The 26,989-nt window shown below is 39.7% G+C and carries 23 protein-coding genes and 1 pseudogene; 4 read left to right on the forward strand and 20 right to left on the reverse strand.

What is annotated here, in order from left to right; translation table 11 throughout:
* Positions 1 to 489: 489 nt before the first annotated feature.
* From FS666_RS10075 to FS666_RS10135, 13 genes and pseudogenes are all read right to left on the reverse strand, one after another.
* The gene (locus tag FS666_RS10075; RefSeq protein ID WP_144461994.1) at positions 490 to 1,701 is read right to left on the reverse strand and encodes an IS4 family transposase; all 1,212 of its coding nucleotides are present in this window, start codon (positions 1,699 to 1,701) and stop codon (positions 490 to 492) included.
* Between the two features lie 148 nt (positions 1,702 to 1,849).
* Positions 1,850 to 2,236, reverse strand: a pseudogene (gene tnpA / locus FS666_RS10080) (IS200/IS605 family transposase); the annotation flags it as partial.
* Between the two features lie 326 nt (positions 2,237 to 2,562).
* Positions 2,563 to 3,444 carry a 3-hydroxyacyl-CoA dehydrogenase family protein gene (locus FS666_RS10085; RefSeq protein WP_144461992.1) on the reverse strand — a complete coding sequence of 294 codons (882 nt, stop codon included), beginning with the start codon at positions 3,442 to 3,444 and terminating at the stop codon, positions 2,563 to 2,565.
* Between the two features lie 16 nt (positions 3,445 to 3,460).
* Complete coding sequence (locus tag FS666_RS10090) at positions 3,461 to 3,895, reverse strand: DMT family transporter (RefSeq protein ID WP_144461990.1); 435 nt, start codon at positions 3,893 to 3,895, stop codon at positions 3,461 to 3,463.
* 84 nt (positions 3,896 to 3,979) lie between these two features.
* The gene (locus tag FS666_RS10095; RefSeq protein ID WP_144461988.1) at positions 3,980 to 5,170 is read right to left on the reverse strand and encodes a thiolase family protein; all 1,191 of its coding nucleotides are present in this window, start codon (positions 5,168 to 5,170) and stop codon (positions 3,980 to 3,982) included.
* Positions 5,171 to 5,196: 26 nt separating this feature from the next.
* Positions 5,197 to 5,937 (reverse strand): 3-oxoacyl-ACP reductase FabG, encoded by a 741-nt coding sequence (gene fabG / locus FS666_RS10100; protein WP_144461986.1) that lies wholly within the window; start codon positions 5,935 to 5,937, stop codon positions 5,197 to 5,199.
* Between the two features lie 22 nt (positions 5,938 to 5,959).
* The gene (locus tag FS666_RS10105) at positions 5,960 to 7,537 is read right to left on the reverse strand and encodes an acyl CoA:acetate/3-ketoacid CoA transferase (protein ID WP_222119364.1); all 1,578 of its coding nucleotides are present in this window, start codon (positions 7,535 to 7,537) and stop codon (positions 5,960 to 5,962) included.
* Position 7,538: 1 nt separating this feature from the next.
* Entirely contained in the window at positions 7,539 to 9,140 is a 1,602-nt protein-coding gene (locus FS666_RS10110; RefSeq protein WP_144461984.1) for a class I adenylate-forming enzyme family protein, read from the reverse strand.
* Positions 9,141 to 9,221: 81 nt separating this feature from the next.
* The gene (locus FS666_RS10115; RefSeq protein ID WP_144461982.1) at positions 9,222 to 9,782 is read right to left on the reverse strand and encodes a hypothetical protein; all 561 of its coding nucleotides are present in this window, start codon (positions 9,780 to 9,782) and stop codon (positions 9,222 to 9,224) included.
* Positions 9,775 to 11,349, reverse strand: coding sequence for a sodium:solute symporter family protein (locus FS666_RS10120; protein ID WP_144461980.1), 1,575 nt, complete (start codon positions 11,347 to 11,349; stop codon positions 9,775 to 9,777). The genes FS666_RS10115 and FS666_RS10120 overlap by 8 nt, the downstream gene beginning before the upstream one ends.
* Positions 11,350 to 11,372: 23 nt before the next feature.
* Positions 11,373 to 11,591, reverse strand: a complete 219-nt coding sequence (locus FS666_RS10125) for a hypothetical protein (RefSeq protein WP_144461978.1) — start codon at positions 11,589 to 11,591, stop codon at positions 11,373 to 11,375.
* On the reverse strand, positions 11,588 to 12,748 hold the full coding sequence (locus tag FS666_RS10130; protein WP_144461976.1) for a glycerate kinase: 1,161 nt from the start codon (positions 12,746 to 12,748) through the stop codon (positions 11,588 to 11,590). The genes FS666_RS10125 and FS666_RS10130 overlap by 4 nt, the downstream gene beginning before the upstream one ends.
* 158 nt (positions 12,749 to 12,906) lie before the next feature.
* On the reverse strand, positions 12,907 to 14,028 hold the full coding sequence (locus tag FS666_RS10135) for a CdaR family transcriptional regulator (RefSeq protein WP_144461974.1): 1,122 nt from the start codon (positions 14,026 to 14,028) through the stop codon (positions 12,907 to 12,909).
* A 384-nt stretch (positions 14,029 to 14,412) separates the two neighbouring features.
* On the opposite strand from FS666_RS10135, the gene FS666_RS20725 reads away from it, so the two are divergent.
* From FS666_RS20725 to FS666_RS10145, 3 genes are all read left to right on the forward strand, one after another.
* Entirely contained in the window at positions 14,413 to 14,700 is a 288-nt protein-coding gene (locus tag FS666_RS20725; RefSeq protein WP_483409536.1) for a PIN domain-containing protein, read from the forward strand.
* Positions 14,701 to 15,063: 363 nt separating this feature from the next.
* Positions 15,064 to 15,726: a cytochrome c biogenesis CcdA family protein gene (locus FS666_RS10140; RefSeq protein WP_144461972.1), complete on the forward strand. Its 663-nt coding sequence runs from the start codon at positions 15,064 to 15,066 to the stop codon at positions 15,724 to 15,726.
* 22 nt (positions 15,727 to 15,748) lie between these two features.
* Positions 15,749 to 16,543 (forward strand): sulfurtransferase, encoded by a 795-nt coding sequence (locus FS666_RS10145; protein WP_186306532.1) that lies wholly within the window; start codon positions 15,749 to 15,751, stop codon positions 16,541 to 16,543.
* Positions 16,544 to 17,026: 483 nt separating this feature from the next.
* Here FS666_RS10145 and FS666_RS19800 read toward each other — a convergent pair whose 3' ends face one another.
* The 4 genes from FS666_RS19800 to FS666_RS10165 all read right to left on the reverse strand — a co-directional run bounded on the left by FS666_RS19800 (position 17,027) and on the right by FS666_RS10165 (position 21,651).
* Positions 17,027 to 17,182, reverse strand: coding sequence for a hypothetical protein (locus FS666_RS19800; RefSeq protein ID WP_186306534.1), 156 nt, complete (start codon positions 17,180 to 17,182; stop codon positions 17,027 to 17,029).
* 580 nt (positions 17,183 to 17,762) lie between these two features.
* Positions 17,763 to 19,019 carry a ComF family protein gene (locus FS666_RS10155; RefSeq protein WP_186306535.1) on the reverse strand — a complete coding sequence of 419 codons (1,257 nt, stop codon included), beginning with the start codon at positions 19,017 to 19,019 and terminating at the stop codon, positions 17,763 to 17,765.
* Positions 19,000 to 20,202 carry a DNA-processing protein DprA gene (locus FS666_RS10160; RefSeq protein WP_244943894.1) on the reverse strand — a complete coding sequence of 401 codons (1,203 nt, stop codon included), beginning with the start codon at positions 20,200 to 20,202 and terminating at the stop codon, positions 19,000 to 19,002. Before FS666_RS10160 ends, FS666_RS10155 begins: the two co-directional genes overlap by 20 nt.
* 360 nt (positions 20,203 to 20,562) lie before the next feature.
* Positions 20,563 to 21,651 (reverse strand): plasmid pRiA4b ORF-3 family protein, encoded by a 1,089-nt coding sequence (locus tag FS666_RS10165; protein ID WP_144461965.1) that lies wholly within the window; start codon positions 21,649 to 21,651, stop codon positions 20,563 to 20,565.
* Positions 21,652 to 22,195: 544 nt separating this feature from the next.
* On the opposite strand from FS666_RS10165, the gene FS666_RS10170 reads away from it, so the two are divergent.
* Positions 22,196 to 23,476 carry an MFS transporter gene (locus tag FS666_RS10170; RefSeq protein ID WP_144461963.1) on the forward strand — a complete coding sequence of 427 codons (1,281 nt, stop codon included), beginning with the start codon at positions 22,196 to 22,198 and terminating at the stop codon, positions 23,474 to 23,476.
* A 723-nt stretch (positions 23,477 to 24,199) separates the two neighbouring features.
* On the opposite strand, the gene nhaC is transcribed toward FS666_RS10170, so the two are convergent.
* The 3 genes from nhaC to FS666_RS10185 all read right to left on the reverse strand — a co-directional run bounded on the left by nhaC (position 24,200) and on the right by FS666_RS10185 (position 26,974).
* Complete coding sequence (nhaC, locus tag FS666_RS10175) at positions 24,200 to 25,621, reverse strand: Na+/H+ antiporter NhaC (RefSeq protein ID WP_144461961.1); 1,422 nt, start codon at positions 25,619 to 25,621, stop codon at positions 24,200 to 24,202.
* Positions 25,622 to 25,938: 317 nt separating this feature from the next.
* A complete protein-coding gene (locus tag FS666_RS10180) occupies positions 25,939 to 26,514 on the reverse strand; it encodes a cucumopine synthase-related protein (RefSeq protein WP_144461959.1) in 576 nt (191 codons plus the stop codon).
* A complete protein-coding gene (locus FS666_RS10185; RefSeq protein ID WP_144461957.1) occupies positions 26,507 to 26,974 on the reverse strand; it encodes a hypothetical protein in 468 nt (155 codons plus the stop codon). Before FS666_RS10185 ends, FS666_RS10180 begins: the two co-directional genes overlap by 8 nt.
* Between the last annotated feature and the right edge of the window lie 15 nt (positions 26,975 to 26,989).

Raw genomic sequence — 26,989 nt, forward strand, 5'->3', positions numbered from 1 at the left:
TTTCTATTGAAGTGGTTCAATTTTCAAGTGCGATTGTGGTTCATTTTTAGATTACCATATACATATAATCATAACTTTGGACAACGAAATATGGAATCGAATTGACACCTAATAACCATTGAAGGAACTGGCTAGGTAAAATGGCAAAATTGACAATGGTTCTAAATCTAAAACCAGGGAGACATAGGGACTCTCTGGTTTCCTTTTGTTGGTGTAAATTTTTCATCCAGAAAATTAACCAACCCCTTTATTTTCAATACTCAAGCGCCCGAGTTCCTGCCATACATTTTCTCCGATCATCCGAAAACAAAACTGTACCCGGATTAACCTCCGAATTTTGGACATAGTTACACTAGATTTGCAAATAACACCCAAAATATGGTAATTATTCGAGCGGAGTTAGCCAGTTAGCGGTCTGCAGCTTAAAAAAGGCCCGCACGAAACTAAGACGCATACGGTTACCGAGTTATTTACTTAGCCGTCGGTCAATTAGCCTACAATCTGTTTTACCGGCTTGTGTTTTTTCGGATACTTCCTTGGCCTTCCCGGTTTCCCTTTTTTGCGCCTTCCTTTAGAGGTTCTTGTTGGCTCGCGGTGAAGGGCTTTGAGAAACTCTTCCCATGCATCGAACCAATAAAGGCGCATTAGCTGCAGTACCTGCCAAACTGTTTTGTCAGCTCCTGTCAGGATCTTGATAATCCCACACAGTGCATAGGCGATTACCGCCATCCATAGCTGGCTCCAAACTGCCTCCGGCTTATGGTTGAAGAGCTTAACCAATTTAAGATGCTGCTTGACCCATTTGAAAAAGAGCTCGATTTTCCAGCGCATCCGATAGATGTCAGCGACCTGTCCGGGCGAGAGGTCCCAACGGCTGGTCACCACACGATAGATGTTATTTTCCTTATCCTGGTACTCTACCAGGCGGAGGACAAATGAGCGGTCGTTTTTGAGATCCCTGATTTCCACATCCACATCTTTCAGGATATGGCTGTCCGGATCGACTTCACGCTCTTTCAACACCTTTGTCCTAGAACCTTTTTTAATCCGGGCCACAAACTTCACATCATCCTGAAGCCACTGCCAGTAGTGGGAATAGTTGATGTACCCCCTGTCAAACACATAGGTGGCGTCCTTATCAACAACAAGATCGACAACAACTTCCTGGTCAGATACTGCCGTGGTGGAAGCAATAATCCCTTGGGGATAGCTTGTATCCTCATTCAAGACAGCCAGGCGAAGGTGAATTTTCACCCCGTTCTTATCCTTGGAAGCGCAGGCCCATTCCCCGGCTTTTTGAGGCAGGGTGATTTCACTTGAGTCCACTACGGCAAGCGGACCAATATCCATGACGTTCTGCACTCCCCGATGATGGGCGTCAATACAACCGAAAAGACTTACGGACAGTTCCTGAAGAAGGCCAATAGGAAGCTTTTCCAGTTTTCGGTACATTGTTGATGCGTGAATGTCTTCCAAGTCAATCAGCTTTTGGAGCTCGTCATTAGCTCTAAGGTTCTCCTGTGCATTCCAAAGGGAGAGCCGCTGATGTAGAAAAGCTTCAACAAACATCAGAGTAGCTTTACCGGATAAAAGCTTTTTGGCACAGTGGTCCAAAAAGGGATGGCGATAATTTTCCAGGTTTAATAGGCGTAAACAGTTTTCAACTACGGTAGAATTGGGTAAAGGTTGTTGAACAACCATTTTGTTCCCTCCTAAAGTTGAAGTTGGTGGTGGTAACCGCTTTTTGCGCCTATACTTCTTCTTTAGGAGTATTTTTGTGTTCTTAAACCCGTTTTTGAGTTCTTAGTTCTAAAATGGAACATTTTGGAATCCCTTTGCAAATCTAGTGCTGATTTCTAATATATTCTTGTATTTGCTTCTTATTTCTGCCCACTGTATCGACGTAGAAACCTCGACACCAGAATTTCCGATTTCCATATCGATATTTCAAATTTGCATGTCGATCAAATATCATCAGGCTGCTTTTCCCTTTTAGGTAACCCATGAATTGAGATACACTTAATTTGGGTGGGATACTAACTAACATGTGGATATGATCCGGGCAGGCATTTGCTTCATGAATGATTACACCTTTCCTTTCACATAATTCTCTTATTATTTGTCCAATACTGTTTTTGTATTTTCCATAAATAATCTGCCTTCTGTATTTTGGGGCAAAGACTATGTGATACTTACAATTCCATGTTGTGTGTGCTAAACTGTTCATGTCCTTCATAAGGGCATACCTCCTTCTTGGTGGGATGAAGTGGTCGGGAAACCAACTTTATCCTACCATGAAGTGAGGTTTTTTTGTTACCACGCTATAAGCTCTCTGGAACCCCCGGCATAGCCGGGGGGTTTCTAAACCATTAAAAATAGGCGCTATCCTTGTTCAAGGATAGCGCCCATGGGAACTGGACCCCGCCCGCAAAACTATTCGTCCTCCTACTTGTACAAACATGTTTCTGGCTGATTGAGACATTGATCCCGTTTCACAAGCGAACTATAACATTACAAGGAACTAAGGGGTTATATAAATACAGCGAACAGTGATAAGTCCGTTCACTCCCCCCTGCCGTTGAGCCGTCGGGGGCTGCCTTCTTCGTCGTATAAATAAAATCCTCTTCCTGTTTTCCTACCAAGATTTCCGGATTCGACCATCTTTTTCAAAAGAGGAGCAGGGCGATACTTAGAATCACTAAATCCTTCATACAAACCTTCCATAGTGGCCAGCAGAACGTCCAATCCTACAAAGTCAGCCAATTCGATAGGACCCATTCTATGGTTAGCTCCCAGCTTCATGGCCTGGTCCACATCCTCAGGTTTCACGCCTTCCATCAAACAGAAGATTGCTTCATTAATCATGGGTACAAGAATCCGGTTAACTAAAAATCCCGGATAATCTTTACATTCAACCGGCTCCTTTTTTATTTCCTTGACAAATTGACTAGCAGTTTCAAAAGTTTCTTTGTCAGTAAGTAATGAGGGTATCACTTCTACCAGTTTCATTACAGGTGCTGGGTAAAAAAAATGCAATCCTATCACTTTTTCCGGCCTTTTGGTAGCCGACCCGATGGCAGCTATGGAAAGGCCGGAAGTGTTAGAAGCAATAATGGCATCCTTCGCTGAATGCACTTCTATATTACGAAAGACTTTTTTCTTAAGTTCCAATTTTTCCGGAACAGCTTCTATAATGAATGGAACCTCCCGAATTTCTTTCATATCTATCGTCCCCGATATCCGGGCTAACGTTTCATCCATGTACTCTTTTGTGCACTTTCCTTTTTTGACTTTTTTACTTAAATTGTTTGATATGATTTCAAGGCTGTTATGTACCCTGTCTGAATCCACTTCCACTAAACATACTTTTTTGCCAGCTTCCGCAATCACTTGTGCAATCCCAGATCCCATCAATCCTCCGCCAATCACTGCGACCGTTTTCATTAAAACAGATCCTCCTTTATTTATGATGAAACAAATAAATCGCACTCAACATCAAACATAGAGCTATTCCCTTTTTCATGTCCAATGGAATTTTTGGAGCGCCGAACAATCCAAAATGATCAATCAGAGAGCTGATCAAGAGTTGGCCTGTTATCACCGCCACGAAAGACATTGAAACACCTATTCTTGGAACAGCAACTACGACAGTGGCTAAATAAAATGCGCCTAAAATACCGCCTGTCAATTGGTATTTGGGTACCCCGGATACCGCTAGAATATTGCCTTTCCCCCAGAATAAAACCATAAAAAACAATGCAGCTGTACCGATACAAAAAGAAATAAAGGTGGCTTCAATTGATCCCACCTTTTTTCCAAGACCGCCGTTAATAGCTGCCTGCATTCCAACTGCAAGGCCGCCGGCTAAAGTTAGTAATAGATAAAACCATTTCATCTTTCCGCCTCCTCTTCTAAGAAGAGCAGCCCCTAGCTCATCCTAATAAAGAGCGGACAAGGAGGGGCCACTGGGCTGAATCAGTTATTTTACTCTTTCAAAGAGAGCTGAAATTCCTTGTCCACCGCCAATGCACATCGTAACGATTCCTTTATCCAAGTTGGATCTCTGCATTTCATACAAAAGTTTTACCGTCAAAATGGTACCGGTAGCACCTACAGGATGACCCAAACTAATGGCCCCGCCATTCACGTTGACTTTGGCAGGATCAATATCCAAATCTCTTACAACTGCGCACGCCTGTGAAGCAAATGCTTCATTCACCTCAAAAATATCGATTGATTTCAAATCCAAGTTCAACTTTTCGGCCAGCTTTTCTGTCGAAAGTTTTGGGGCATACCCCATTACATCCGGACTATTTCCTGCTACGGCATATCCTTTTATGGCCAAAATCGGTTGAACTCCAAGCTCTTCCGCCTTCTCTCTTGACATCAATACTACGGCAGCCGCACCATCATTGATCCCTGAAGAATTGGCCGCAGTCACAGACCCGCCTTCTTTAAAGGCAGGTTTCATTTTTGCCAGCTTTTCCATTGTCAGGCCTTCTCTGGGATGTTCGTCCGTATCCACAACGGTTACGTTGCCTTTTCTATCTGTCACTTTGATAGGCACGATTTCATCCTTGAATAACCCTTCTTTGATGGCCCTTATGGCTTTTTCCTGGCTGACTAAAGAAAACTCATCTTGCTGCTCCCTTGTCACTTCATACTTATCAGCAACATTTTCAGCCGTAATCCCGTTATGATAAGGTCCGCCAGGCCATGTCAAAATCGTTAAAAGCCCATCTTCCAATACACCATTCCCCATTTTATATCCAAAACGGGAACCCTTGTCATAATACGGAAGCTGAGACATATTTTCGGTCCCGCACGCAATCACGACATCGGCATTTCCTGTTTGGATTTCAAGCATTCCGTCTACAATTGCCTGCAATCCCGATCCGCATTGTCTATTCACGGAGTAAGCAGTTGTTTCTTCGGGTAAATCAGATTTCAACGACACGACCCTGCCAATAAATCCGTTCTCTGCAATCTGTCCAACATTTCCAACAATCAGCTCATCAACCACATGTGAGTCAATGCCCGCTCTTTTGACTGCCTCTTTAACAGCATATGCCGCCAAATCAGTTGGATGAATATCCTTTAAACTTCCGCCGAATCTTCCAATGGGTGTTCTTGCACCAGATACAATTACCACTTCTTTCAAGTTGCTCATTGTATAACACTCCTTCTTTCTTTTAATTAAAGAACCATTCCTCCGCCAACATTAATGACTTCACCAGTAATATAAGAGGCTTCATCTGATGCCAAGAAAGCAATCATGTTCGCTACATCAGAAGGGCTTCCGGCTCTTCCCATTGGAATTTTAGATACCATAATATCCCATACTTTTTCAGGGACTCCTCTTGTCATGTCGGTATCAATAAAGCCTGGGCAGATGGCGTTGCATGTAACATTTTTCTTCGCCAATTCACGTGCGGCCGTTTTCATGAGACCCACAACACCAGCTTTTGAAGCAGCATAGTTCGCTTGTCCATAGTTGCCAAGCCAGCTCGCTGAAGAAATGGAAATAATTCTTCCGTATTCTTTTTCACGCATAATTTTGGCTGCTTCCTGTGTACAGAAGAAAGTACCCGTCAAGTTCACATCAATAACCTGCTGCCATTGTTCGGCAGTCATTTTATGGAGAGTTACATCTCTATTGATTCCGGCATTATTTACTAGAATATCAACCGTTCCGAAAGTTTCCAATGCATACTTGAACAACTCCTGTACTTCTTCCTGTTTTGCTATATTGGCAGTATAGTATGAAGCATTGTACCCTTGTTCTGAAAACTCTTGTATAACTGATTTGCAGCTATCCTCATTCATATCTACCACAATTATATTTGCGCCTTCTTTTCCAAGCTTCTCAGCAATACCTTTTCCCAGCCCCCTGGCGGCACCAGTTACAATCGCCACTTTATTTTCTAATCTTCCCATTTCTTCTGCCTCCTTTATTACGCTACTCATTTGTCATGAAATCTCTTAATCCGAATGGACCCTCTTTAAAGAGTTCGACATCCATTACTTTCAAATCCCGACTGACAATCGGCTCAAAGTCCATCATATCAAGCACATCTTTTTGCAAATCCACCCCGGGAGCAATTTCGATTAACATGACTCCTTCTTTGACCAGCTTGAAAACAGCCCGCTCTGTAACAAAAAGTACTTGCTGCCCTTTCTCCCTGGCCAATTTTCCGTTGAAGGAGATTTGAGTGACTTTTGACACCATTTTTTTGATTGAGCCTTCCTGCTCGATGTTGACTTGATTATTCTCTAAGTTGATTTTGGCACCACGGGTGCTGAATGTAGCGCAAAAAACAACTTTTTTGGCATTTTGTGTAATGTCAATGAATCCACCTGACCCCGTACATAACGGGCCCATCTTAGTCGCATTGACATTCCCTTCCCCGTCCAGTTCGCCAGCACCCATAAAAGTAACATCAACGCCAGTTCCATTATAGTAATCCATTTGCTGGTCGTGGCTGATCATCGCGTATACATTTTGTCCGATTCCAAAATCGATGCCGCCCGCTTGAACTCCTCCGTAAATCCCCGACTCCACGGTAATCATCATCTCATCGGATATACCTTCTTCATTTGCGATATTTCCAATGACATCATTCGGTATGCCGGTTCCAAGATTGATGATGTCTCCTTTTTTGATTTCGTACATTGCTCTTCTGCCAATGAATTTTCGGATGTTCAACTCCAGCGGCTTGATCGATGTTTGTGGAACTCTCAAACTTCCGGAATAAGAAGGGTCAAAGTACCAGGAGGACGTTTGTCTGTGATCCTCATAAGGGTTTTCACATTCCACCACTACATCCACAAACACACCCGGAACCACAACATCTTTAGGATTCAGCGTTCCTGTCTGGGCGACTCTTTTGACTTGGGCAATCACTTTTCCTCCAAACCTTTTTGTCGCCAGCACAGCAGGCAAAACCTCCAGCTTCATCGCTTCCTCTTCCATCGTGATATTGCCCATTTCATCCGCCGTTGTACCGCGAATGACACATACATCCAATGGAATCTTTTTATAGAACATATATTCTTCATTGTCATATTCTATAATTTCGGACAGATCTTCCAATGGCTCCGTGCGGTTATTCATCTTGCCGCCTTCGACCCGCGGATCGATGAAGGTTCCCAATCCCACTTTGCTCATTTTTCCCGGAAGGCCGCAAGCCATTGACCTGTATAATTGAGCCATCTGCCCCTGCGGCAGGCAATAAGCTTCCACTTTATTGTTGGCAATCATGTCCATCCATCTCGGCTGCAACCCCCAATGTGAGCCTATGATTCTCTTAACCAATCCTTCATGGGCAAAATGCTGAATTCCATCTTTACGATCACTTTGCCCCGCGGAGTGAACAAGCGTGATATCTTTTGGATGTCCTGTTTCCAGATATCTGGTCTCAACCGCCTTTAAGACCGCCTCTGCGGCACCTACCAACGTCATTCCAACCGTCGTGACTGTATCGCCATCTCTTATCAGACCGGCAGCTTCTTCCGCCTTCATAAACTGTGCTTTCAAGTCATTTCTCTCCTTTAAGCCTTGTCAGGCATTCCCTTATACCTTTTTTGTCTATTTTACCGTTAGGTGTTTTATCGACTTCCTCCACAAAATAAAACTCAACAGGAATTTCATAACTTGCCAACCGGCTTTTTAAACAAGAGCGTATATAGTCCTCCTCTACAAGATAACCGGCTTTTACTGAAACAACCGCTACCGGAACCTCACCGTATTTTTGATCTTTCCTACCGACAACTGCCACTTCATGAATCCCGTCAATCTTTCGAATTTCATTCTCGATGTCATAACTGAATATTTTTTCGCCGCCGCGATTGATCATATCTTTTTTTCTATCCACAATATAAAGGTAGCCAGCCTCGTTCACATAGCCGATATCGCCAGTCTTCAGCCATTTATCCGCGGTTATTAAATCAGTCTCCCGCTTGTAATATTCTTCAACGACATTGGTTCCTTTTAAGTAGATCTCTCCAATGTCCCCATCTTTCACTTCCTCACCAGTCTCATCCACTATTTTTAAACATAGACCCGGAATGGGAATACCTGAAGATCCAATATACTCGCTTTCAGATGCATCTTCTGGAAATATAGTGGCAGGAGAAGTGGTTTCTGATAATCCGTAAATCGTCCGGAATGACATTTGAGGCAGCCACTTCTTTAATTCTGTGATCATTTCACCAGGCATATTTCCACTACCGCATCCTAAGGTTTTCAGAGTCGGAAGTTTCGGGAATGCACTTTTCTTTTCTAATAAAAGTGCAAAAACCGTAGGTGATGCATGATAAAAAGTAATGCTGTATTTCTCGATATACGTCAATAGCCGGGCTGCATCAAAAAACTTGTGCAAATAAACCGTTCCTTTACATTGCAGGAACAAGCACAAAGTGGCTGCCAGCCCGGTAATATTATAAATTGGAATGGATAGAACTGTAGAATCGCTTTCTCCCAAGTTCAATATTTTCCTATATGCAATTACGGCATGTTGTAAATTGAAATTCCTGATAACAACTCCTTTGCTAAATGAAGTTGTTCCGGAAGTAAACATTATAATCGCCGTATCTTCCAATAAACCGCAATCCCTTGTTTCTGTATATTGGTATGGAATGTCACGCCATGATTGCTTGGCAAAAACAAAGACATGCTTGCCTTCATTTTTAAACTTTTCCATCCAAGGTTGAAATGCTTCATCAACAATGAGCAGATCACAATCACTCTTGGAGATTAAAGAATCAATGGCCGACTCTTTATATTTTGTTGGAAATGGAACGATGACCGCCCCCAATTTTTGAGCCGCTAAAAATGAGATCACAAATTCCATGGAATTGTATAAGAGTAATCCGATGTGGCTTCCCTTTCGTATGTGATACTTTTCTGCAAAGTAAGCAGACAATCGATCTGTCAGAACCAACAATTCTTGAAAGGAGTACGATTTTCCATCGATATCAATGATTCCAACTTTATTAGGGCATTCTTCGGCATTATCTTTGAGAACTTGGTACATATTGCTTTTCATGTCATTAAACGTACTATATTCCCTGTTATTCAATTTTCTAACAATCATTTCATCAGTTAAGCCTTTGCCCCAATAATCATTTCCCTTTATCAACGCATCCACCTCCAATCAATATTTTATCATGCAATATAGATGCATCTTGCAACGCTCCTCTGGACAGGAGCGTTACAAGAACTAATATGCCAGCCGTAATGGATGATAGTCTGTCCTGCCGGTGTTCAGATCCTCATGCAGTGTAGTCAAAATCCCTACAAACTGGTCTCTATTCCTTTTGAGTTCCTCCGGCGACATTGACATTGAAGCGACCACCATCCTTTTGGTTTCCTTGGAATAGAAAAATACTTGCAGTACTTTTACCAATTCGTCTTTTCCAAAAATCCGGTAAATGCTATGGTTTGCAACAAACTCATTCTCCAATAAGCAGCCCTCGGTTCCATTCATCTGAATTTTGGATTTGCTCACTATTTTGTACCGATCTTTACGGCGGCTTCTTTCTTCCTTCCATTTAAACTGTTTTTCCAGTTCTTCCACATATTCATTAAGCGTAATATCATCCACCATCTTCGCCCAGCGGATAGATAAAGAAGCTTTGGCTTTCTGTGTCCCTTTTACTTTATCAATCTTGATCAATCCTTCATCGAACGTGAACTTACTGTTTGGATTGACAAATACTTGCCAATCAGCCGGATGGTTGATACAGATGCCATAAATGTTCAACGGTACACTGTTAATCATTTTTAGCGACCTTTCTATTGTTTAATGATGATAAAGAAGCATCTACAGCTGAGTTAATCTCTGTCCCTGAGTTAATGATTGAATCTACACGGACGATATATTTATTAATAATTTCTTCCGGAGCTTTTGTCAAAAGGCTGACTACAATATAAGCGGCGGCATTGGCAAGTAATGCCCATACTAGGGCGGAGAAGCCCAATGGCGGTGTTACAAAGAATGTGAAAATTATTGTAACAACCAATCCTAAAATGGTCCCTGCAAAAGCGCCTTCTTTTGTTCCTCTCTTCCAGAATAATCCACCTACCGTAGCAGGGAGAATCTGCGCAAAGAACGGAGACGACAGCTTATAAGCATAGTCAACGATATAAGCAGGGCGCAAAGCGACCACAATCAATGTCAGGAGCATTAGGATGACAAGAAGCACGCGTCCAAAGTATACAACTCTCTTCGGATCCACCGTTTTTCCTTTTAATTCATAGGCATGGCGCACATAAACATCACGGGAACCGATCGCACTTGCCGATAAAAGCATGGAGTCTGCTGTTGAAACACCAAATGCGAATAGACACAGCAAAGATATGAATGAAATAATAGGCGGTGCATACTCAGTCGACAAAATCGAAATAATGTTATCTGTATCGGCAAAGCCAGGACCTACAATCGCAGGAGCAATTACTCCACCAATCAAAACGATAAAGAAATAAACGAATACATATGCAACCGGTAATGACCATGACATAAATCTAAAGGTATCTTTGTTTGCTGCAATGTATGTTCTCATGAAAATATGAGGCCAAACCACTGTTGCCACTGCGCCGGTTAATACGTTAGACAACGTTCCCTGCCAGTTAAACGTGCCGTTTGGTCCCGGATGAGACAAAATCGCTGCGGTTTCCGGATGCTGCATCATCTTGTCAACCGCCTGGGCAAGACCGCCATCAGGGAAATAAGCCATTGTCAAATAAACGGTTAATATAACTAATGTTCCAGATCCCAAAATAAAGTGAAACGTATCAAGCCAGGCTACGGACTTCATTCCGCCGCCTATAATATGCAGTGAAACAACGATTGTAGCTAGCGCGACTGCAATAATGTATGGTACAAGGCCTTTTGTTGTTACAACCATCGCGTCTCCGATGGCAATCAACTGCATCGCAACATAGGGAACAATAAATAGAATTAAAACCACTGCTACCAACAATCCATATATTTCTGAGTCATAACGGGAACGCAGGTAGTCAACAGGCGTTAAAAACCCGTACTCTTTACCGAGAATCCAAAGACGGTAACCGATGATAACGAAAAGCAATCCTGCAATCATCCCACCTGTATTGGAGAAATATCCAATACCTTCGCGGTAGATAGCCGCCGGCACTCCGTAAAAGGCTAATGCCGAGAATACTGAAATTGCCGTTGTGGCAAGCAAGACAAATGGATTGACTCCCCTGTCAGCTGTAAAAAAAGCTTCTGATGATTTACTTGTTTCTTTAAAAGAGCTAAAGCCCTGAATAATCATAAATCCTGCATAAATCAAAATTCCTATAATAATCCACATGCTGGCACTCATGCATGTACCTCCTTCACTCTCTTTTACTTGTTATAATCCACGTGTTCTTGTGTTTTGAAAAAAGTATTATAATACAGAGCCCATACAAGCGCTGCCACTAAAGGCAGTCCAAACAGCAAAAACATTTGAAGAGGCATCCATCCGAATAATAATGGATTCGGCATGTATGGAATCAGCATCCAGTCGAAAGTAAAATATGCAACGTTAAATAGAATAAAGAGAACTTTGGCTTTTTTACTCATACTCTTTCCTCCTTCATCTTCCTAAAGCTTTCTTTTAAAAGATAAGCCCGCATAACTTTTTCACCGGCGTTTTCGGTCAATTTTGCAACGTTTTCCATTGCCTCTTGTGTATTCATTGGCTTATTAATAATATCCATGACCAAATCAATCCCATGATTATAAACCTGGTTGGCCTTGTCCCCCTCAGACCCGACAACAGCTACAACAGGAACTTGGTAAGCATTTGCAATCTTTGCAACTCCGATAGGCGCTTTACCTTGTATAGATTGGAAGTCCATTTTTCCTTCCCCTGTTATGACTAGGTCTGCACTCTCCACATATTCGCTTAAACGGATGAAGTCCAATATTCTGTCAATGCCAGGATGCAATTCGGCATTGCAAAATGCCATCAACCCTGCCCCAAGGCCACCAGCAGCGCCAGCGCCTTTTACGTTAATAATGTCTCTGCCCAATTTGACTTCAAGTTTTTCACCGTATGAGCGCAAAAGAGAATCCAGCTCTTGAAGATCACTGTCCGATGCACCCTTCTGCGGACCATACACATAGGAAGCACCGGTTTCCCCACACAAAGGATTAATCACATCAGACAGCACGGTAATTTTAGTATGTTCGAGCCTTTTATCCAGCCCGGATACATCTATATATCGAATGTTTTTTAATGCCTGGGCTCCAAAACCAATTTCACGGTTATGAGCATCTCTAAATGATGCACCCAAAGCTTGCGCCATTCCTGTCCCGCCATCATTAGTCGCACTGCCCCCTATACCGATTAAAATTTCCTTAACATTGAAGTCCAAGGCCGCCTTGATCAGTTCTCCGGTACCATATGTGGTCGTAATAAAAGGATTTTTGTCTTCCTCCTTGATCAATGTTAGTCCTGACGCTTCTGCCATTTCAATGACGGCTAGGCGATCATCAATAATTCCGAATTTTGCTTTTACTTTCCCTCCCAAAGGGCCAGTTACTTCTCTTTCTATATATCTGCCTCTCAATGTGGAGACGAGCGCCTCCACAGTTCCTTCCCCTCCATCCGCCAATGGGAGCTTGATTATCTCTGCTTCCGGTATGACTCTTCTTATCCCTTTTTCGATGAAACCGGCAACTTCCAAAGAAGAGGCGCTTCCCTTAAAAGAGTCAGTCGCTATAACAATTTTCATTTATTGCACCCTCTCAAGCTATAAAAAAGAAAACGTTTTCTAATTATGGTGTTATTCTAATTATATAGGGTAATCATGGTCCTATCTATGTTTCAAAAAACGATTTTTTAATAAATGAAAGAAGAGAAATTTGTTACCTGTAACAAATTTCTCTTCTTTCATTTACGGCTTTTATATAACAAAAATGCGATTTTCAGCATTAAAAGATCCCGGTAATTTCTCATGTCATAACCCGTCTTTTCATACAACCGATTCAACTTGTATTGCAATGTGTTTTTGTGAATAAAAAGCAACTCCGATATTCTTTTTATTGAACCATTGTACTTATCAAATAAAGAAATTATTTCTTCGTACTCCTTTATATCTTTATGTTCCAAGGAGCCGATCACTTTATGGATAAATTTATCGGAAGTTTTTTTCGAAACCTCTTCAAGGATTAACTCGATCCCCAAGTCATTATAATACATAGTATTCTTATCTTTTGATACGATTGCCCAACTTTGAGCAATGCAAGCCTCTTCATATGATTTTTTCACATGTAATATATCTCGCACTGCTGTCCCTACACCAACCTTTATATTTAGATTCAACTTATTTTTTACTTCATTTATAATATCGAACAATATCTGATTCAATTCTTCTTGGGACAGTTCTCGAAGTAGTATGACAATATTGTTATTAATTTGAGCAATAAAATTATCAAAATACTTGACTAGTCTCTCATTGAATATTTGGAAAATCTGCTCTGTTCTATCCATTCTGATACGATCATCATCTATTTTAGCCACCACTGCCATCCTTGGCAAACTGGTATCTACATTAGATATGTTAAGCCGTTTAAATAATTCATGCCTCTCTTCATCACTTGTCAATGTAAGAAGCTGTTCCACTATCATACGCTGGGTTTCCTTTTGTTGGCTGATTACCCTGTTTGCATACGCATCTTTGATCAATAACTCGGTCATACGCTTAATAATCTTTCCATATCCCTCAACTTCTTCCCGTTTACCCGTAATGCCGATAACCCCAACTATTTTACTTTCAAAATATACAGGCAAGTTAATCCCTTTTTTTGCACCGGAAAATTCACCATCATATTCAATAACCAAATCTCTTTTTGTTTCAATTACTTTTTTTCCACCTTCATGTAAAGTACCAATTCGTTCCTCGTTTGTACTGGCAATAATAAAACCATCCGTATTAATATAGTTAATATTCTGCCCAATAATTTCCTTCATTTCAGTTACAATCGTTTGCGCCAGGTCTGTGGAAATTTCCATAAAGTCCACCCTCTATCCATGGTATATGCATCTTCTATTATAACATGGCCCCATCCAAGGCGTTTAACAACTTCCAGGCAAAAAAAACGGGCCATATCACTTTACAGAGGATGTTCAAAAAGGACCTTATTATTTTAAATGCTATTATTTTAAATTTAAAGTTGACCAAAGCTTAGCTGTACTGCCAAAATAGCAATTCCCTGGAATACAGTTGAAGTAATTAAATGTTCTGTGAATGAGCTTCAAAAAAGGATATACTTCCCCGTTGGTGATTACCGCCAATGAAATGTACCACCAATGACATAGTTTTTACCACCAAACGCCACAAAGTTTACCAACAAGTGCCAAGGAATTACCACATCAAACTCTGGTTTATTCCTTGAAATTTCTACTTCAAAAAGGAAGCTTTCCGATTACGACGTTGAAGTTATTGTCATAGCCTTTGAACAAGCGGTGCTTTGCACCTCCAATGAAAGAAGAATTAAGGAAACGTGTGACGAATATAACATTGAGTACACAGGTACAATTGGGATATTATCAAGCTGTTTCGAACATGGAATCCTGTCTGATAAGGAGTTCAGGGAGCTTATCATTAAGCTCTTTAATGAATGCACATGCAGAATTTCAGAAAAATTGAATCAGCAGGTTTTTAAACAGTATCCTTTTTTGTGAAAAACATATATTGTTTTTCGCTGCAAACTAATGAAGACAGCTTCATCCATTTACCGAGAGAGCTGTCTTTTGTTTTCCCAATTCACAAAATCAACCCCAAGCCCCCATGAATAGCATTAATGAAATTTTCCATATATTATTGATTTTTAAAAAACAATATTATAATTACATTATAATCATGATTACCAAACTTTGCCTTTATTATAAGAATAACTTATATAAAGTATAAGACTTTCTTAATATTGTGATCATGAAATATCAGTGAATACAACTATAGGGAGGTAGGAGAATATGGATGAGTTATCATTACTTTTAACATTTGGCGTGGGATCATTAGCCTTTTGCGCGCCTTGACTATTGCCAATGCTCCCTGCTATTTTAGGTTTTCTGAGTGGGGAAGTGGCCGGTTCGGCTACGGATCAAAAAGGTATTAGAAAAAAGTTGTTGTTAAATGCTGTTTATTTCATATTAGGATTTGCGTTTACGATGGTGATACTAGGAATCATTGCATCATGGATAGGGGAAGCTGTTTCTTCTGTCCTGGACATAGTAAAAGTCCTTGCCGGAGTCGTTTTAATCATTTTAGGTTTGCTTCAAATGAAAATTTTAAAATTAAATATATCAAATAAAGCAAATGTGGAAATAGCTGCAACTAAATCTATTAAACCAGGTTTTTTACGATCTTTTGTAACAGGAATGGTCATTGCACCAGGATGGGGCAATATTTTCTTAGGCAGTGTTCTTCTATTTATAACAGTAAATGGCAGTTTGATAGGAAATATCCTACATATGCTTGCCTATTCCTTAGGGTTTGGCATAATGTTTCTTATTGCATTTCTGTTTGCAGAACCATTGCACCTTTTGTTTAGCCGAATGGGAAATCATTTCAGCCGTATACAACAATTTGGCGGAACATTAATTGTAATGGTTGGTCTATTAATGGTTACCAATAAATTGGGGATGATTACCGGTCTTGCAACATGGAGTGGAGGCCAAATGCTACGGCAGTTTTTAGGTATGGAATAACCATATGAACGGAGTGGCTCCTTTGCTGATAGAAGCTACAGAAATATTAGAAAATCAGGATCAATTCATATTGGTTGATACTAGACCTTTGGAACAATACTTAAAAGAGCGTATCCCTGGATCTCTTTCTATAAATGTTTATGATTTTATTTTGGAATCAACATCCCCCAAAGGTATCATAAAACTACAAAACTATTTACAAGAAGCTTTCGCCCCATTAGTACCATTTTGTAACAAAAGAGTCGCTTTTTATGAGGAAAATACCGGTATGCGTTCTGCTAGAGCATTATGGTTTTTTAACTTTGTAGGCGGTAAAGGTGGCAGCGTTCTCAACGGGGGATTACATTCATGGAAAAATGCAGGTGGTAAGACGGATTCAGATGAATTTTACCCTATCAAAAAGGAAGGCTTTTTTCCGATAAATCCTTGTTATAATCTCCTTGCGACTTATGAGGATGTTATTCAAAGTATTGGCAAAAGGGAAACGGTGATTATTGATTCAAGAAGTTTGGAAGAGTATAAAGGATTAGCGGTTGATAAATGTTGCGATGTAAAAGGAAGGATTCCAGGGGCTGTTCATTTAAACTGGGAAATGCTTATAGATAAATCGGGTAAATTTTTGCCAAGGGAAAATATTATTCAGATTGCCGGAGAAAAAGGTATCTTTCCAAATAGTGATGTGATTATTTATTGCCATCTCGGGGCGAGATCAGCAAATACAGCATTAGCTTTAAAATGGGCAGGATTTCAAAACATAAGAAACTATATTGGTTCATGGCATGAATGGATCCGACAGCCTGATTCTCCAATTATCTAACGTTAAAGATATCCATAATTCTCCAACATGTTGGTAAAAATAATGCAAAGAATATATCTTGACTATAATGCTGTATACAAAAAAATGTATGACAAAGCGGTGTTTATCCTTAAATGCAAAATCAGGCGAGTTTCAATTTTCCTCGCCTGATTTATTTTGGGAACTTTTTAGACAATCCATTCTCCTTAAAGCTCCAAATGCTCCTTCAAACGGTTTTGGATATTAATCCGCTCCTCCTCAGGAACGATATAATACCAAGTTCCATCAATCTTTGTGCCGCTTTATCGATTTGTATTTGTTCGACATGATGGCGAGCCTCAGTGTAATTCTTCTGGATGCTTTTCATTTCATCAAAGGAAATGTTGGTCTCTACATTGTTGCCGATGGCATCAAGCATATCATCGTATGGATAACCTTTCGGAAATCTCCCCAGCTGCAAAAACCCACTTTACAGGAAAATAAAGGGGTCAATTTTTTGGCTGTTTATTTAATATTTCGTGATAAACTTTTAATATGTGCCAGTTTATTTTTTAAATTGGCGCGGTCCTGCTTCATTTGGTTCATTCGATTGGTGACGACTTTTTTTCCATATCCCTTTGGAGCGGAGGCAATTAAAATAACATCTTCTTTATTACTCAATTACCAGACCTCCAAAAAAATGTTTTCACAAGGTAACAATATGTGTAGCCCTTTGATTCAAGTATCGCATTAAATATATGCTCTTGATAAGTCTGAAGTTTATAATGATCCCATATCCCTAATAATGGGAGATAAAAACAAAAATATATGAACCTGCCTTAAACAAAAAATAACATGTCTTTTTTCCAACGAATAATACAGTTTTTCATTATTCTCATTATCACGATAAGTCTGGACAACATAAGAAGTCAAATCATCAAAGGGAAAATTATCAGGTGTTGCTATCCCACCATATTCTTTACAGATCATTTGGTCGCCGATTTTTTATATACGGTGACTGCACTAGATTCCATAATTGCACCTACTGATCTTGTTGCTACTTAGTCCGCAAAAAAAGGATATTAAAACCACTCATTTGCGAACGCAGGATGGCGAGAAAGCTTCTCCAATTTTCAATTTTGCCTTTTGATCGTGCCCATCAATAAATTCATGCATAAAATAAAAAAAGACTAGATCTGCTTCATCTAATCTTTTTGGGATCTTTCCATCTCGTATTGCATTCAGAAATTCAAATACTAAATTAAAACCATTCTGTATCTTCAAATTCTTCACTATTTAAATCTACTTTATTTAAATGATTATATGCTTTCACGCCTGCCACAAAATCTAAAGGCCTATTATTACAAACACGATAATTACTGCAACCAAAAAAGGCAGAATTATTATTTCTATTAAAACGCATTTTTAATTCGTTGCCACATTGACATTTTAAAGGATTTGTAATCATAGAATTCCTAAACTGATTGATTGCTAGAACTAAAATGGTCACTCTCATTGCCCCGGCTTCATAAAACTCCTTAGCTGCTTCTAATGCTGTTGAACCAGTGGAAATTACATCATCCAGAATCACAACATGCCTTCCTTCAAAACTTCCGGTCACTTCGAAAACACCTTGTATATTCGATAACCTCTGCTCCTGATTTAAAGACTTCTGACTCTGATAATCTCTTGAACAAGTCAGTAACCTAGTTGCGTTTTGTATATGAGCTTTTTGACTACATATATAATTGACACATTCGATCATACGGTCATTTTGTTGCGATGGCCTTGGTGGAATGCGAGTCAAAATATCAACTTGTTCCAACTGCTCTTCTATGAAGCGAACCAAATCGTTATAAATGGATGAAAATAATGTAACCTGTGAATCGGGGTAATCCTTATTTCTTATGATACGTTGTGAAAGTTGATGAATCGGATAGCGAATATCAATAGTTGAGAAATATCTTCCCCCACTCACAATGGTAGTTGTTCTTCCCTCATACTCTTTATCCGTAACAATAACAAGGCCTTGTTTGAATTCCTGCTGACTCCCATTATAGATAATTGCAGCAGCTTCTGAAAAATACCCCTTTAAATCGCCATTAATAATTTGATTTATTTCTGCAATCGACCCAACTAAAAAATCAGGCAGGTTTCCAACCTCTTCATATTTAATAAAATTGTCTCGAAAGAAGTAAACGGTCGAGACATTCATTCCTTGAATATACTTTAGAACATCGAGATTTCGGGAAAGCACTGCTACTTCATAAGATTCCATTCCTAATAAATTGTGCACTTCTACAAGGCTTTTCCGTTTTGTTAAAAAGCCACTGAATGTTCCATTATGCGTTAAAAAAACTGAACTTATTCGCTCAATAGCCGTAAGTCTTTGTTCGCTTTGGCTTAAAAACAGGATGGACACAGATGAGGCAACTTGAGTCCAGTGATCATCAAAATCTTCCGGGAATGAATCTAGATCAATAACCAGCCCATTCAACCTATTTGAACTGACGAACATAGACCTTTTCCATCCCTTCATCAAGTAAACTCATCTGTTCTTTCTCAGCAACCGGTATAATTTTGGCTTTCTCAAGGGCAGCAAATAGGTCTTCAATTTTTGTGAATTTTGCTGCACCTTCTCGCTCGATGTATTTCTTTGGCCATGTAATATTCTCATTATCTAAAGCACTCTGAGGAATAAACACTAGTCTCTTCTGTTTTAGAGCATAATCAGCTTGTTTTAAAGCACCACTGGTTTCACCAGCTTCCACGATCGCTGTAGCAAGCGAAATACCACTCATTACTGCGTTTCGCATCGGGAAAAACCACCGTTGCACTTGGCTCGATGGCGGGAATTGTGATACAACCAATCCATATCGACTTATCACTTGCTGCAACTTCTCGTTTTCCTTTGGATATGCTCTTGTAATGGGTGTACCTAAAACAGCAATGGTTGGAAATTGGTTTTCAATTGCCGCTTTATGTGCAGCTGTGTCAATCCCTCTGGCCAACCCTGAAGCCACCACAATACCTGCATTCCCTAAATGACGTGCCAACCGGTTCGCTTTTTTGAGCCCATCTTCTGAAGCTCCACGACTACCTACAACCGAGACGATTTTCTCCTTCAATAAATGAATATTGCCTCGAAGAAATAAATATGGAGGTGCTTCTTTTGTTAAAGCTAATAATTTGGGGTAGTCATTCATCCCCTTCTTGATGATCATGTCCTCTTTATTTAAAGATTGGAAGCCCTTTTCAACTTTCTTATAAGCTTTTTGTAATTTTGATTTATCTATACTTAATGCTTCACTGAGCTTCTGCACAATCTGCATGAACTCTTGTTGCATATCTATTATTTCCGATAGTTCTTTAAAAACTGGTTCTGTCTTCTTGTCAGAATAATTATAGAAAGACTGAATCGTATAGTAGTTCATTACTTCATACAAAAAAGGTGTATTTAAGTCCATTTTCTGGTGCTGATTATCCTTTGCCAGCTCTGGTGCAATTGTTTTTAAATTTCTTTTACGTTCATCTAAATCCTGTCTTAAAAATAGTGACCCCGCCGGTGTCTTTTTAATAGGCTTTACCTGACCTCCATGAACGAGTTGATTTAAACGTTGACTGCTAATACCTAAGTATTCCGCAGCTTCTTTACTAAAGAATAGATCATTTACTACTTGCTCAATTTTTTTTCTATCCACTATGCCACCTCCCTTTTTGTCAAATTTAACATAACCCTTTCAAACTTTCAATAGTTATTCTTTTGCAGTATTAGTGTATTCCTTTGACCTTTATTTATTATGATTGTAAATCAGCACATTATTTCACAGATTTCAAATTTTACAAAATGATAAACCTGAAATAGTTTACTGTTTTGATCACTTTATTTCCGATTTGAAAATAAGTTAAGCGTATTTTCAAGCTATGTCTGCGGAAAAAGAAACTCCCTTAAAAAGGAGTTCCAATGCCGAGATCAATTCACTTGTAATACCTGACAAGGTCACTGCGCGAGCACTATATCAAAACCGGCAGACTAGAAATCAAACGCTCAAAAACTTATCTCACAAATAATTTAGTCTCCGATTAATCACCGAAAGGTCAAAATTTCGATAGCCCTGCACGCGTCCCCACTGGGACATGCTCTCATGGTCCGGATGCTGTTCATCCGCCATTATTTCCAGGAATTCATCGTAGCCGCTCTCACCGCCACAATCTTCCGGCGGCGCATTCCCTTCCCCTTCTAGGCAGACGGGGACATTCCTATCGTAATTATCAATCACTTCTTCCACCAAAATACTATGACTCCAATCATCGCCAAAGTCATAGATATACTTTAAATACCTATGGGAGGGGATGTACTCTGACAGTTTCACACCTTTCTCATGCTTCATCGCTATATCATCCGGGTAAGCAAAAGCCTCCTCATCACTGACGAGATTCACAACCGGCCTCCTCATCGATTCTGTATCATCATAAATATAAAACTCATGGAGGTGGTATCCCTTCCAGTTAAAAGCTATTTGCAAGATTTCATGCAGCTTGGTAAACGTATAATTCAACGGTACAACCAGCCTTCGCCATACTTGATGGCCCTCCAACTCTAGCTTAACCTTAAGAACGGCTGCCTCTGATTGAAAAATAGTTTCCCCAGCAAGTTTCTCTAAGTCATTAAATAACTCCTCGTTAGGACAGGAGTAGTCACCATTACCGCTTCCTACTAAAGAACGGCTGATCCGCATACTCACTTCCGTATTGTAGAGAACCTCAGGGTGGAGCTCCCTACCAAAAAACTGCACATTATCACAGCTCTTGTTCATCCGTGCGACAGACGCCCGGTCCTTTGTCTTGGCAAAGTTGACAGCCCCAGCTTTCTCAAGATACTTTTCAATCACATCCTCTTTGATTCCGTCTGCCTTAAACGTTGCGCGGATTGCAGCTATTATGTGCTCCTCTAATTTGGCAAAATCTTTCGCTTTCAATCCATACAAAACGATAGTATATCGATTTTTATCATTTACCAGAACAACAGTCTTTCTACGCTCAATAAAAAGAACATTCGCGTGCCAGGAGTAGAACGGATCTGCCTCTTCAGCTCCGGCAGGCTTGATTTTCAACTGATCCTGCAGCTTCTTCGTACATCGGATAAGCATTGTGAATTCAACTCCCGCGTTTTTTATATCTTTTCCGCCATTATAGCACAGGGCGGCCCTTTGAATAGAAACATGGGAAGTTCCATCTACACATATTCCTGTTACGAAACACCTGTGCAGTGCAATGCAACATTAAACAAAAAAACAATGCACAATATAATAATCCACTATATAGTTGACATGGTGGCGATCATGGTAGGCTCTTCGGCAGAGCTAGATTCCTGGAATATCTGGCTTCTTTGATCGTGAACTATACTTGAAATGTCTCGGTCAAATAACCAAAAATCCTATCTATTTTCATTGAAAACTTGTTTAATAAATAGCACACAAGCAGAACGAGAAGGGTCTTTACTTTTTCGCTTTACCCACTAGTTGAAAACTCTCAGTTGCCATGCTATTATCTCAATAAGTTAAAAATTCAGATATCGTACGTTGAGGTTCTATTTATGGTTCTCTCTCCGTGTCAAAAGATGATGGAATAATATCCATTTATGGGAAGTTGTTATTCCTATTCTTTACTTATTTTGCAAAGGAGAGAGGAATTATGAAACGTTCTCGAACAAGGTGGTTCTTTTTAGCACCCTCTATTTTTTTCCTATGGGCAGTTGGAAATTTGGATAAGGTCGGCATCTCGGTCATTGTAACAAACGATGACTTTTTACAAAGTATGGGGTTAAATGGGAAATCAACCGAGATTGGCCTTTTAATGACGGGCTTTACGGTTTTATATGGACTTTCGAGTGCTTTTTGGGGCTATGTTGTAGATCGGATTGGACCGCGATTCACAGCCATCATAGGATTGATTATTTGGACCGTTAGCTTAGTTATGGGAGGATTGGCAGGAAGTTATGGTTCATTAATCGCTTCGAGGGTCATTTTAGGCTTAGGGGAAGGAATCATGTTCCCTATGACAAATAAATTTATTGCGCAGTGGTTTCATCCAAAAGAATTAGGGAAAGCACAGTCCACTTGGGTATACGGTCAATATCTCGGTCCTGCATTAGGAATTCCCATGCTTGTATGGCTTATTTCTATATCAAGTTGGGAAATCTCTTTCTTTGCTTTGGCTGGGTTTTCCTTATTTATTAACCTGCCTCTTATCATCTTCCTTACACGCGATACACCCGCACAGCACTATGCCGTTAACAGTTTAGAGCTGGAATATATAGAAAGCGGAAAAGCAGCAAAGGCAAAAGAATTTAAAACGAAAGGTAATTTTCTAAAAGATAAACGCTATTGGCTGGTATGCCTTGCCTTTTTGATGATTACAGTATTGTTTTATGGAATCAGCTTTTGGATGCCAACCTATTTAGAAAAAGCCCGTGGATTTTCCCCATCCGAAATGGGATCGTTAACCTCCTTGTCATGGATTATGGCAATCGTCGCTGTATTTATATGTGGAATCATAATAGATAAAACACGCCGCCCTGCATTAATCGGAGCGATTATTTTTGTAATATGCGGATGCTCTATATTAACCACTTCATTAATATCAAATGCGATCATTGCTGCGGTCATGCTTGGGATTGCATTGGCATGTGTTGCCAGTCAGTTGCTCGTAAGCCAGCTTTTAATTGTTAAATATTCTAACCCAAAAGATACAGGTAAAGCTGCTGGAATTATGGGAGTGCTGAATATTGTAGGCGGATTTGTAACAACCATCATGGGGTATATAGTGGACAGTACCGGAGGAAACTATAATATTGCCTTGCTTTTCTTAGTTTTATTTCCGTTTATTGGGGCACTAAGTTATGCCGGGTTATTCCGTAATGAAAAGCAAGATATATCGATTACAACATTAACTAAGACGGCAAGCCTTAAATAATTTACAAGCAGCACCTGATTGTTTTTATTTGGGCACGACTGTCAACAAGCCTGTCTATGATTGAAGGATGGCAAATAATGGAGCTAAATTGTTTGGTTTTCCATAATTTTCCATCCCAAGAGTATTTGTAGGTGACCCTTGGACATATAGGGTCCCTATTATGAAGAACTGTAATAGGCATTCGCTAGTTGCACAATATATGCAAAATCAGGGAAGTTCATTCGCTTTCTACCTGAAATTATTGGGGGAACAAACGAAACGGATCCTTGAACTGGAAGGATAGGATACGTCCATCTATGTGACGAAAAAAGCAGCAAAAACGGTACTTTAACTTTCGCAGGATACTGGAGCGATCAAAGCCTGTTGAAAAAGATTGATTAAAGAGATAATAAGTCGTTTGAATATAAAAAAGGAATATAGGCTCGAATTTAAAAACAGGCACCATGAAAAAGAGCAGCAGCCTGCCTTTCGGGTGCCGAATATGGGATAAATAAGCATTAGTACACAAAATTGCTTATCACGTTAACCAGAGTTGCGGGTTATCTTTAATCATCCGCTCAATTTCACCTCATGAATTCCCTAATGTAACATTTCAAATTGCTTAGAGCCTCAACCGGAGGAATGTTGTGCGACTGGCCGTAATAAGTTACCATGATGCTTTTCTTTTTTATCCCTTTTCTAGGTACAATTTATGAAGCTCTAGTATTCAGTTGCGAAAATTATTTATCCTGTCCGATCTGTAAAAGCTTCATCTGTCTTTTGATTATTTCTGTCTGTATAAAACACACCAATTCCTGTAATTGCTAATATCATTGATATAATTGGAGTAAACATCCCCAAGAAATAATAAGGTAGATATGCTGATACGCTTACCCCTAATGTAGATACTATAAAAATCGCGTTTACACCCCATGGAACAGTTGGCCATGCAAACATCCCACCGTCTTCTATACTTCTAGACAATACCTTTCGGTCTATATTATTCTTATCATAAGCAGATGTGTATGTTTTTGCTGTTAATAACGCGGCAAAGAAGGAATCTCCTACCACGAAATTAAGAGAAGCGTTTGTAAGTAAAGTGGCCATAATAAGGCTAAATCTAGATTTAAGCTCGGTTATTTTTGACAAAATTACCTCAAGAACCCCGATCTTATTCAATAGTCCACCTAAAGGCAAAGCTATTAATATTAGCGATATTGTCCATAGCATGGACTCCATGCCGCCTTTAGATACTAGTTCATCAATAACCTCAACACCCGAATTACCTACATATCCATAGTGCAAATAATTAATGATATCTGGGATATTAGCTCCTTGAAAAACAATCGCAAATACTCCGCCAGCAAATACAGAAATGCTCATTCCTACTAAAGCCGGTATTTTTTTTAAAACCACTACTACCAAAAAAAGTGGAGGTAGTAACAATACCGGATTAAAATAAAACATGCCTTCTAGTGTACTTGACATTTGAGTGATAGTGCCTTGATCAAAAGTGCCGCTATTATCCTTTAATCCAAACACAGTAAATAAAATTAGTGAAATTATAGTAGCAGGTAGAATAGTAAAGATTGTAGAGTTAATATGTTCAAATAGTGTTGTCCCTGCAACTGTGGCAGCAAAATTTGTAGCATCAGACATAGGAGATATTTTATCACCAAAGTATGCACCACTAATTACCGCGCCAGCTGTTAAACCTGGATCAATTCCTAATCCTAATCCTATTCCCATAGAAGCTATTCCAATTGTCCCCAAAGTTGTCCAAGAACTCCCTGTACATACAGACATTAAGATACAACTTAACAGTGTAGCAGGTAAAAACCATTCTGCTGAAATAAAATTTAGGCCTAAATAAATTATATATGGTACAGTACCACTAGCAATCCATGCCCCTATTGTCATTCCGATGAGAAGCATGATTAATATAGGGAGAAGGCCAATCCTGAGTCCCTCAAAAAGAGTATTTTCAATCTCTTGCCATTTGAACTTAAGTGTTTTCGCAAAAATCACACAAACGGCACATGCAAAAAAAAGCGGAATATGAGGATCAGTTTTAAACACTACTACACTGACTAGAACAATAAGGAGAACAATTACTAGCACTATTATTGATTGCAAAAAAGTAGGCTTACGTATTTCCGTTTCCATAATAAATACCTCCCCTTCAAAAATTGATGTGACAGTGGAAATAACAACTATTTGGGTCCCAAATAAACTCGACTCTTCTTCTGCATATTTACTGATTTTCACAAATATTACCAATGTTCAGTTAAAATAAATCAAATTTAGAAATTAACAGTGTTTAACAATTTGGTTGAATTAGTACCCCTTTTTCCAAAGCCTTATTTTTAATCCTATTAATGTAACCATGCGGAGGTCCTGCTTTCTAAAACTACCTTTTCTTTAATAGGACTGTGGCTTCCCCACTTTTTTATTTAGATGAGGTTGCCACAGAATATGAATTTTTAAATACTAGTTTCCGCCACATTAGTAAATAAATTGGATAATTGAGCCATCTCCTTAATTGTATCCTGCTCTACCCGTGGAAAAGCTTTTCCAAGTTCCATAGGGAAAATAAGCATAAACCACCGATTTAAGCAATTCACATAGTTTCCCCAACTCCAAATTATACTTTTAAACTCTTCCTTAGTTGTTACTGTATCGAACGAGTCCACAATGTCTTGGCAAAACTTCCATAACTTTGGTAAGTTAAGCCATGGGGCTGGACAATTCGGTTCCATTACTTCCCCCATCAGAGCAGCCATATGGACCGTCATATACTTCCACATTTTTTTACAATGTTCTAATGAAAAATCCTTATCTTCAATTGCTGAGTGTATTGCTGGCTCAACAGTCCACCAGCCCATTGCCTGAGTATCACAGACGAGGAAAAATAAATTCCCCAAAACTTGTCCATCCGTGCCTGCTCCACTAGGGAATATGCCTAACCGGCTCATCTTTACTTCTTCCGGTTCCTCCCAAAAAATATGGTCAATTTCACGTTCAATTTCTGCTTTTACTTCCTTCCAATGTTTAGACATATTGCTCCACCTTCCTTTTGACTGTCATAGTAACCAAACGGTGTGTTGAGTTAGATTCCCACACACTTCTTCCAGCTTTATAGAAATCATCTAAATATTCTTCATCAACTTTAGCCACTGCGGCACCGGAAGGTACCAATGGTTCCGTTATACTGTTGCCATATGCAACCCAAACCTCTAGGCCTGTGTAAACCAAAGTTCCAGGTTCTAGGTCACAAAGAGGAATCTGATTTCTTCCAATTGGGTTAGCCTGCGAACCGATACTTACAGGCTCCTTTGGAGGACGTGCAGCGGCAACATAAAGATCACCCGTAGACCATGTATTCCCGCATGCCATTTTTTGTGGTGTTTCCAACCTATCCCAAAACATATCACATAATTCCGGTTCATCATTATCCAATAAAGTAGCCAGGACTTTTATCTCTGTATCAGGGAATTCTATTTCTATTTTTCTGCTCATAAAACTAAGCCTCCT

Source organism: Siminovitchia fortis (genome assembly GCF_007681465.1).
GTDB lineage: Bacteria > Bacillota > Bacilli > Bacillales > Bacillaceae_C > Siminovitchia > Siminovitchia fortis.

Coding starts and splice junctions, on each gene's coding strand:
- FS666_RS10075 (WP_144461994.1), bottom strand. CDS start 1,701: ATGGTTGTTCAACAACCTTTACCCAATTCTACCGTAGTTGAAAACTGT.
- FS666_RS10085 (WP_144461992.1), bottom strand. CDS start 3,444: ATGAAAACGGTCGCAGTGATTGGCGGAGGATTGATGGGATCTGGGATT.
- FS666_RS10090 (WP_144461990.1), bottom strand. CDS start 3,895: ATGAAATGGTTTTATCTATTACTAACTTTAGCCGGCGGCCTTGCAGTT.
- FS666_RS10095 (WP_144461988.1), bottom strand. CDS start 5,170: ATGAGCAACTTGAAAGAAGTGGTAATTGTATCTGGTGCAAGAACACCC.
- fabG (WP_144461986.1), bottom strand. CDS start 5,937: ATGGGAAGATTAGAAAATAAAGTGGCGATTGTAACTGGTGCCGCCAGG.
- FS666_RS10115 (WP_144461982.1), bottom strand. CDS start 9,782: ATGATTAACAGTGTACCGTTGAACATTTATGGCATCTGTATCAACCAT.
- FS666_RS10120 (WP_144461980.1), bottom strand. CDS start 11,349: ATGAGTGCCAGCATGTGGATTATTATAGGAATTTTGATTTATGCAGGA.
- FS666_RS10125 (WP_144461978.1), bottom strand. CDS start 11,591: ATGAGTAAAAAAGCCAAAGTTCTCTTTATTCTATTTAACGTTGCATAT.
- FS666_RS10130 (WP_144461976.1), bottom strand. CDS start 12,748: ATGAAAATTGTTATAGCGACTGACTCTTTTAAGGGAAGCGCCTCTTCT.
- FS666_RS10135 (WP_144461974.1), bottom strand. CDS start 14,028: ATGGAAATTTCCACAGACCTGGCGCAAACGATTGTAACTGAAATGAAG.
- FS666_RS10140 (WP_144461972.1), top strand. CDS start 15,064: ATGCTCCCTGCTATTTTAGGTTTTCTGAGTGGGGAAGTGGCCGGTTCG.
- FS666_RS10155 (WP_186306535.1), bottom strand. CDS start 19,019: ATGTTCGTCAGTTCAAATAGGTTGAATGGGCTGGTTATTGATCTAGAT.
- FS666_RS10165 (WP_144461965.1), bottom strand. CDS start 21,651: ATGCTTATCCGATGTACGAAGAAGCTGCAGGATCAGTTGAAAATCAAG.
- FS666_RS10170 (WP_144461963.1), top strand. CDS start 22,196: ATGAAACGTTCTCGAACAAGGTGGTTCTTTTTAGCACCCTCTATTTTT.
- nhaC (WP_144461961.1), bottom strand. CDS start 25,621: ATGGAAACGGAAATACGTAAGCCTACTTTTTTGCAATCAATAATAGTG.
- FS666_RS10180 (WP_144461959.1), bottom strand. CDS start 26,514: ATGTCTAAACATTGGAAGGAAGTAAAAGCAGAAATTGAACGTGAAATT.
- FS666_RS10185 (WP_144461957.1), bottom strand. CDS start 26,974: ATGAGCAGAAAAATAGAAATAGAATTCCCTGATACAGAGATAAAAGTC.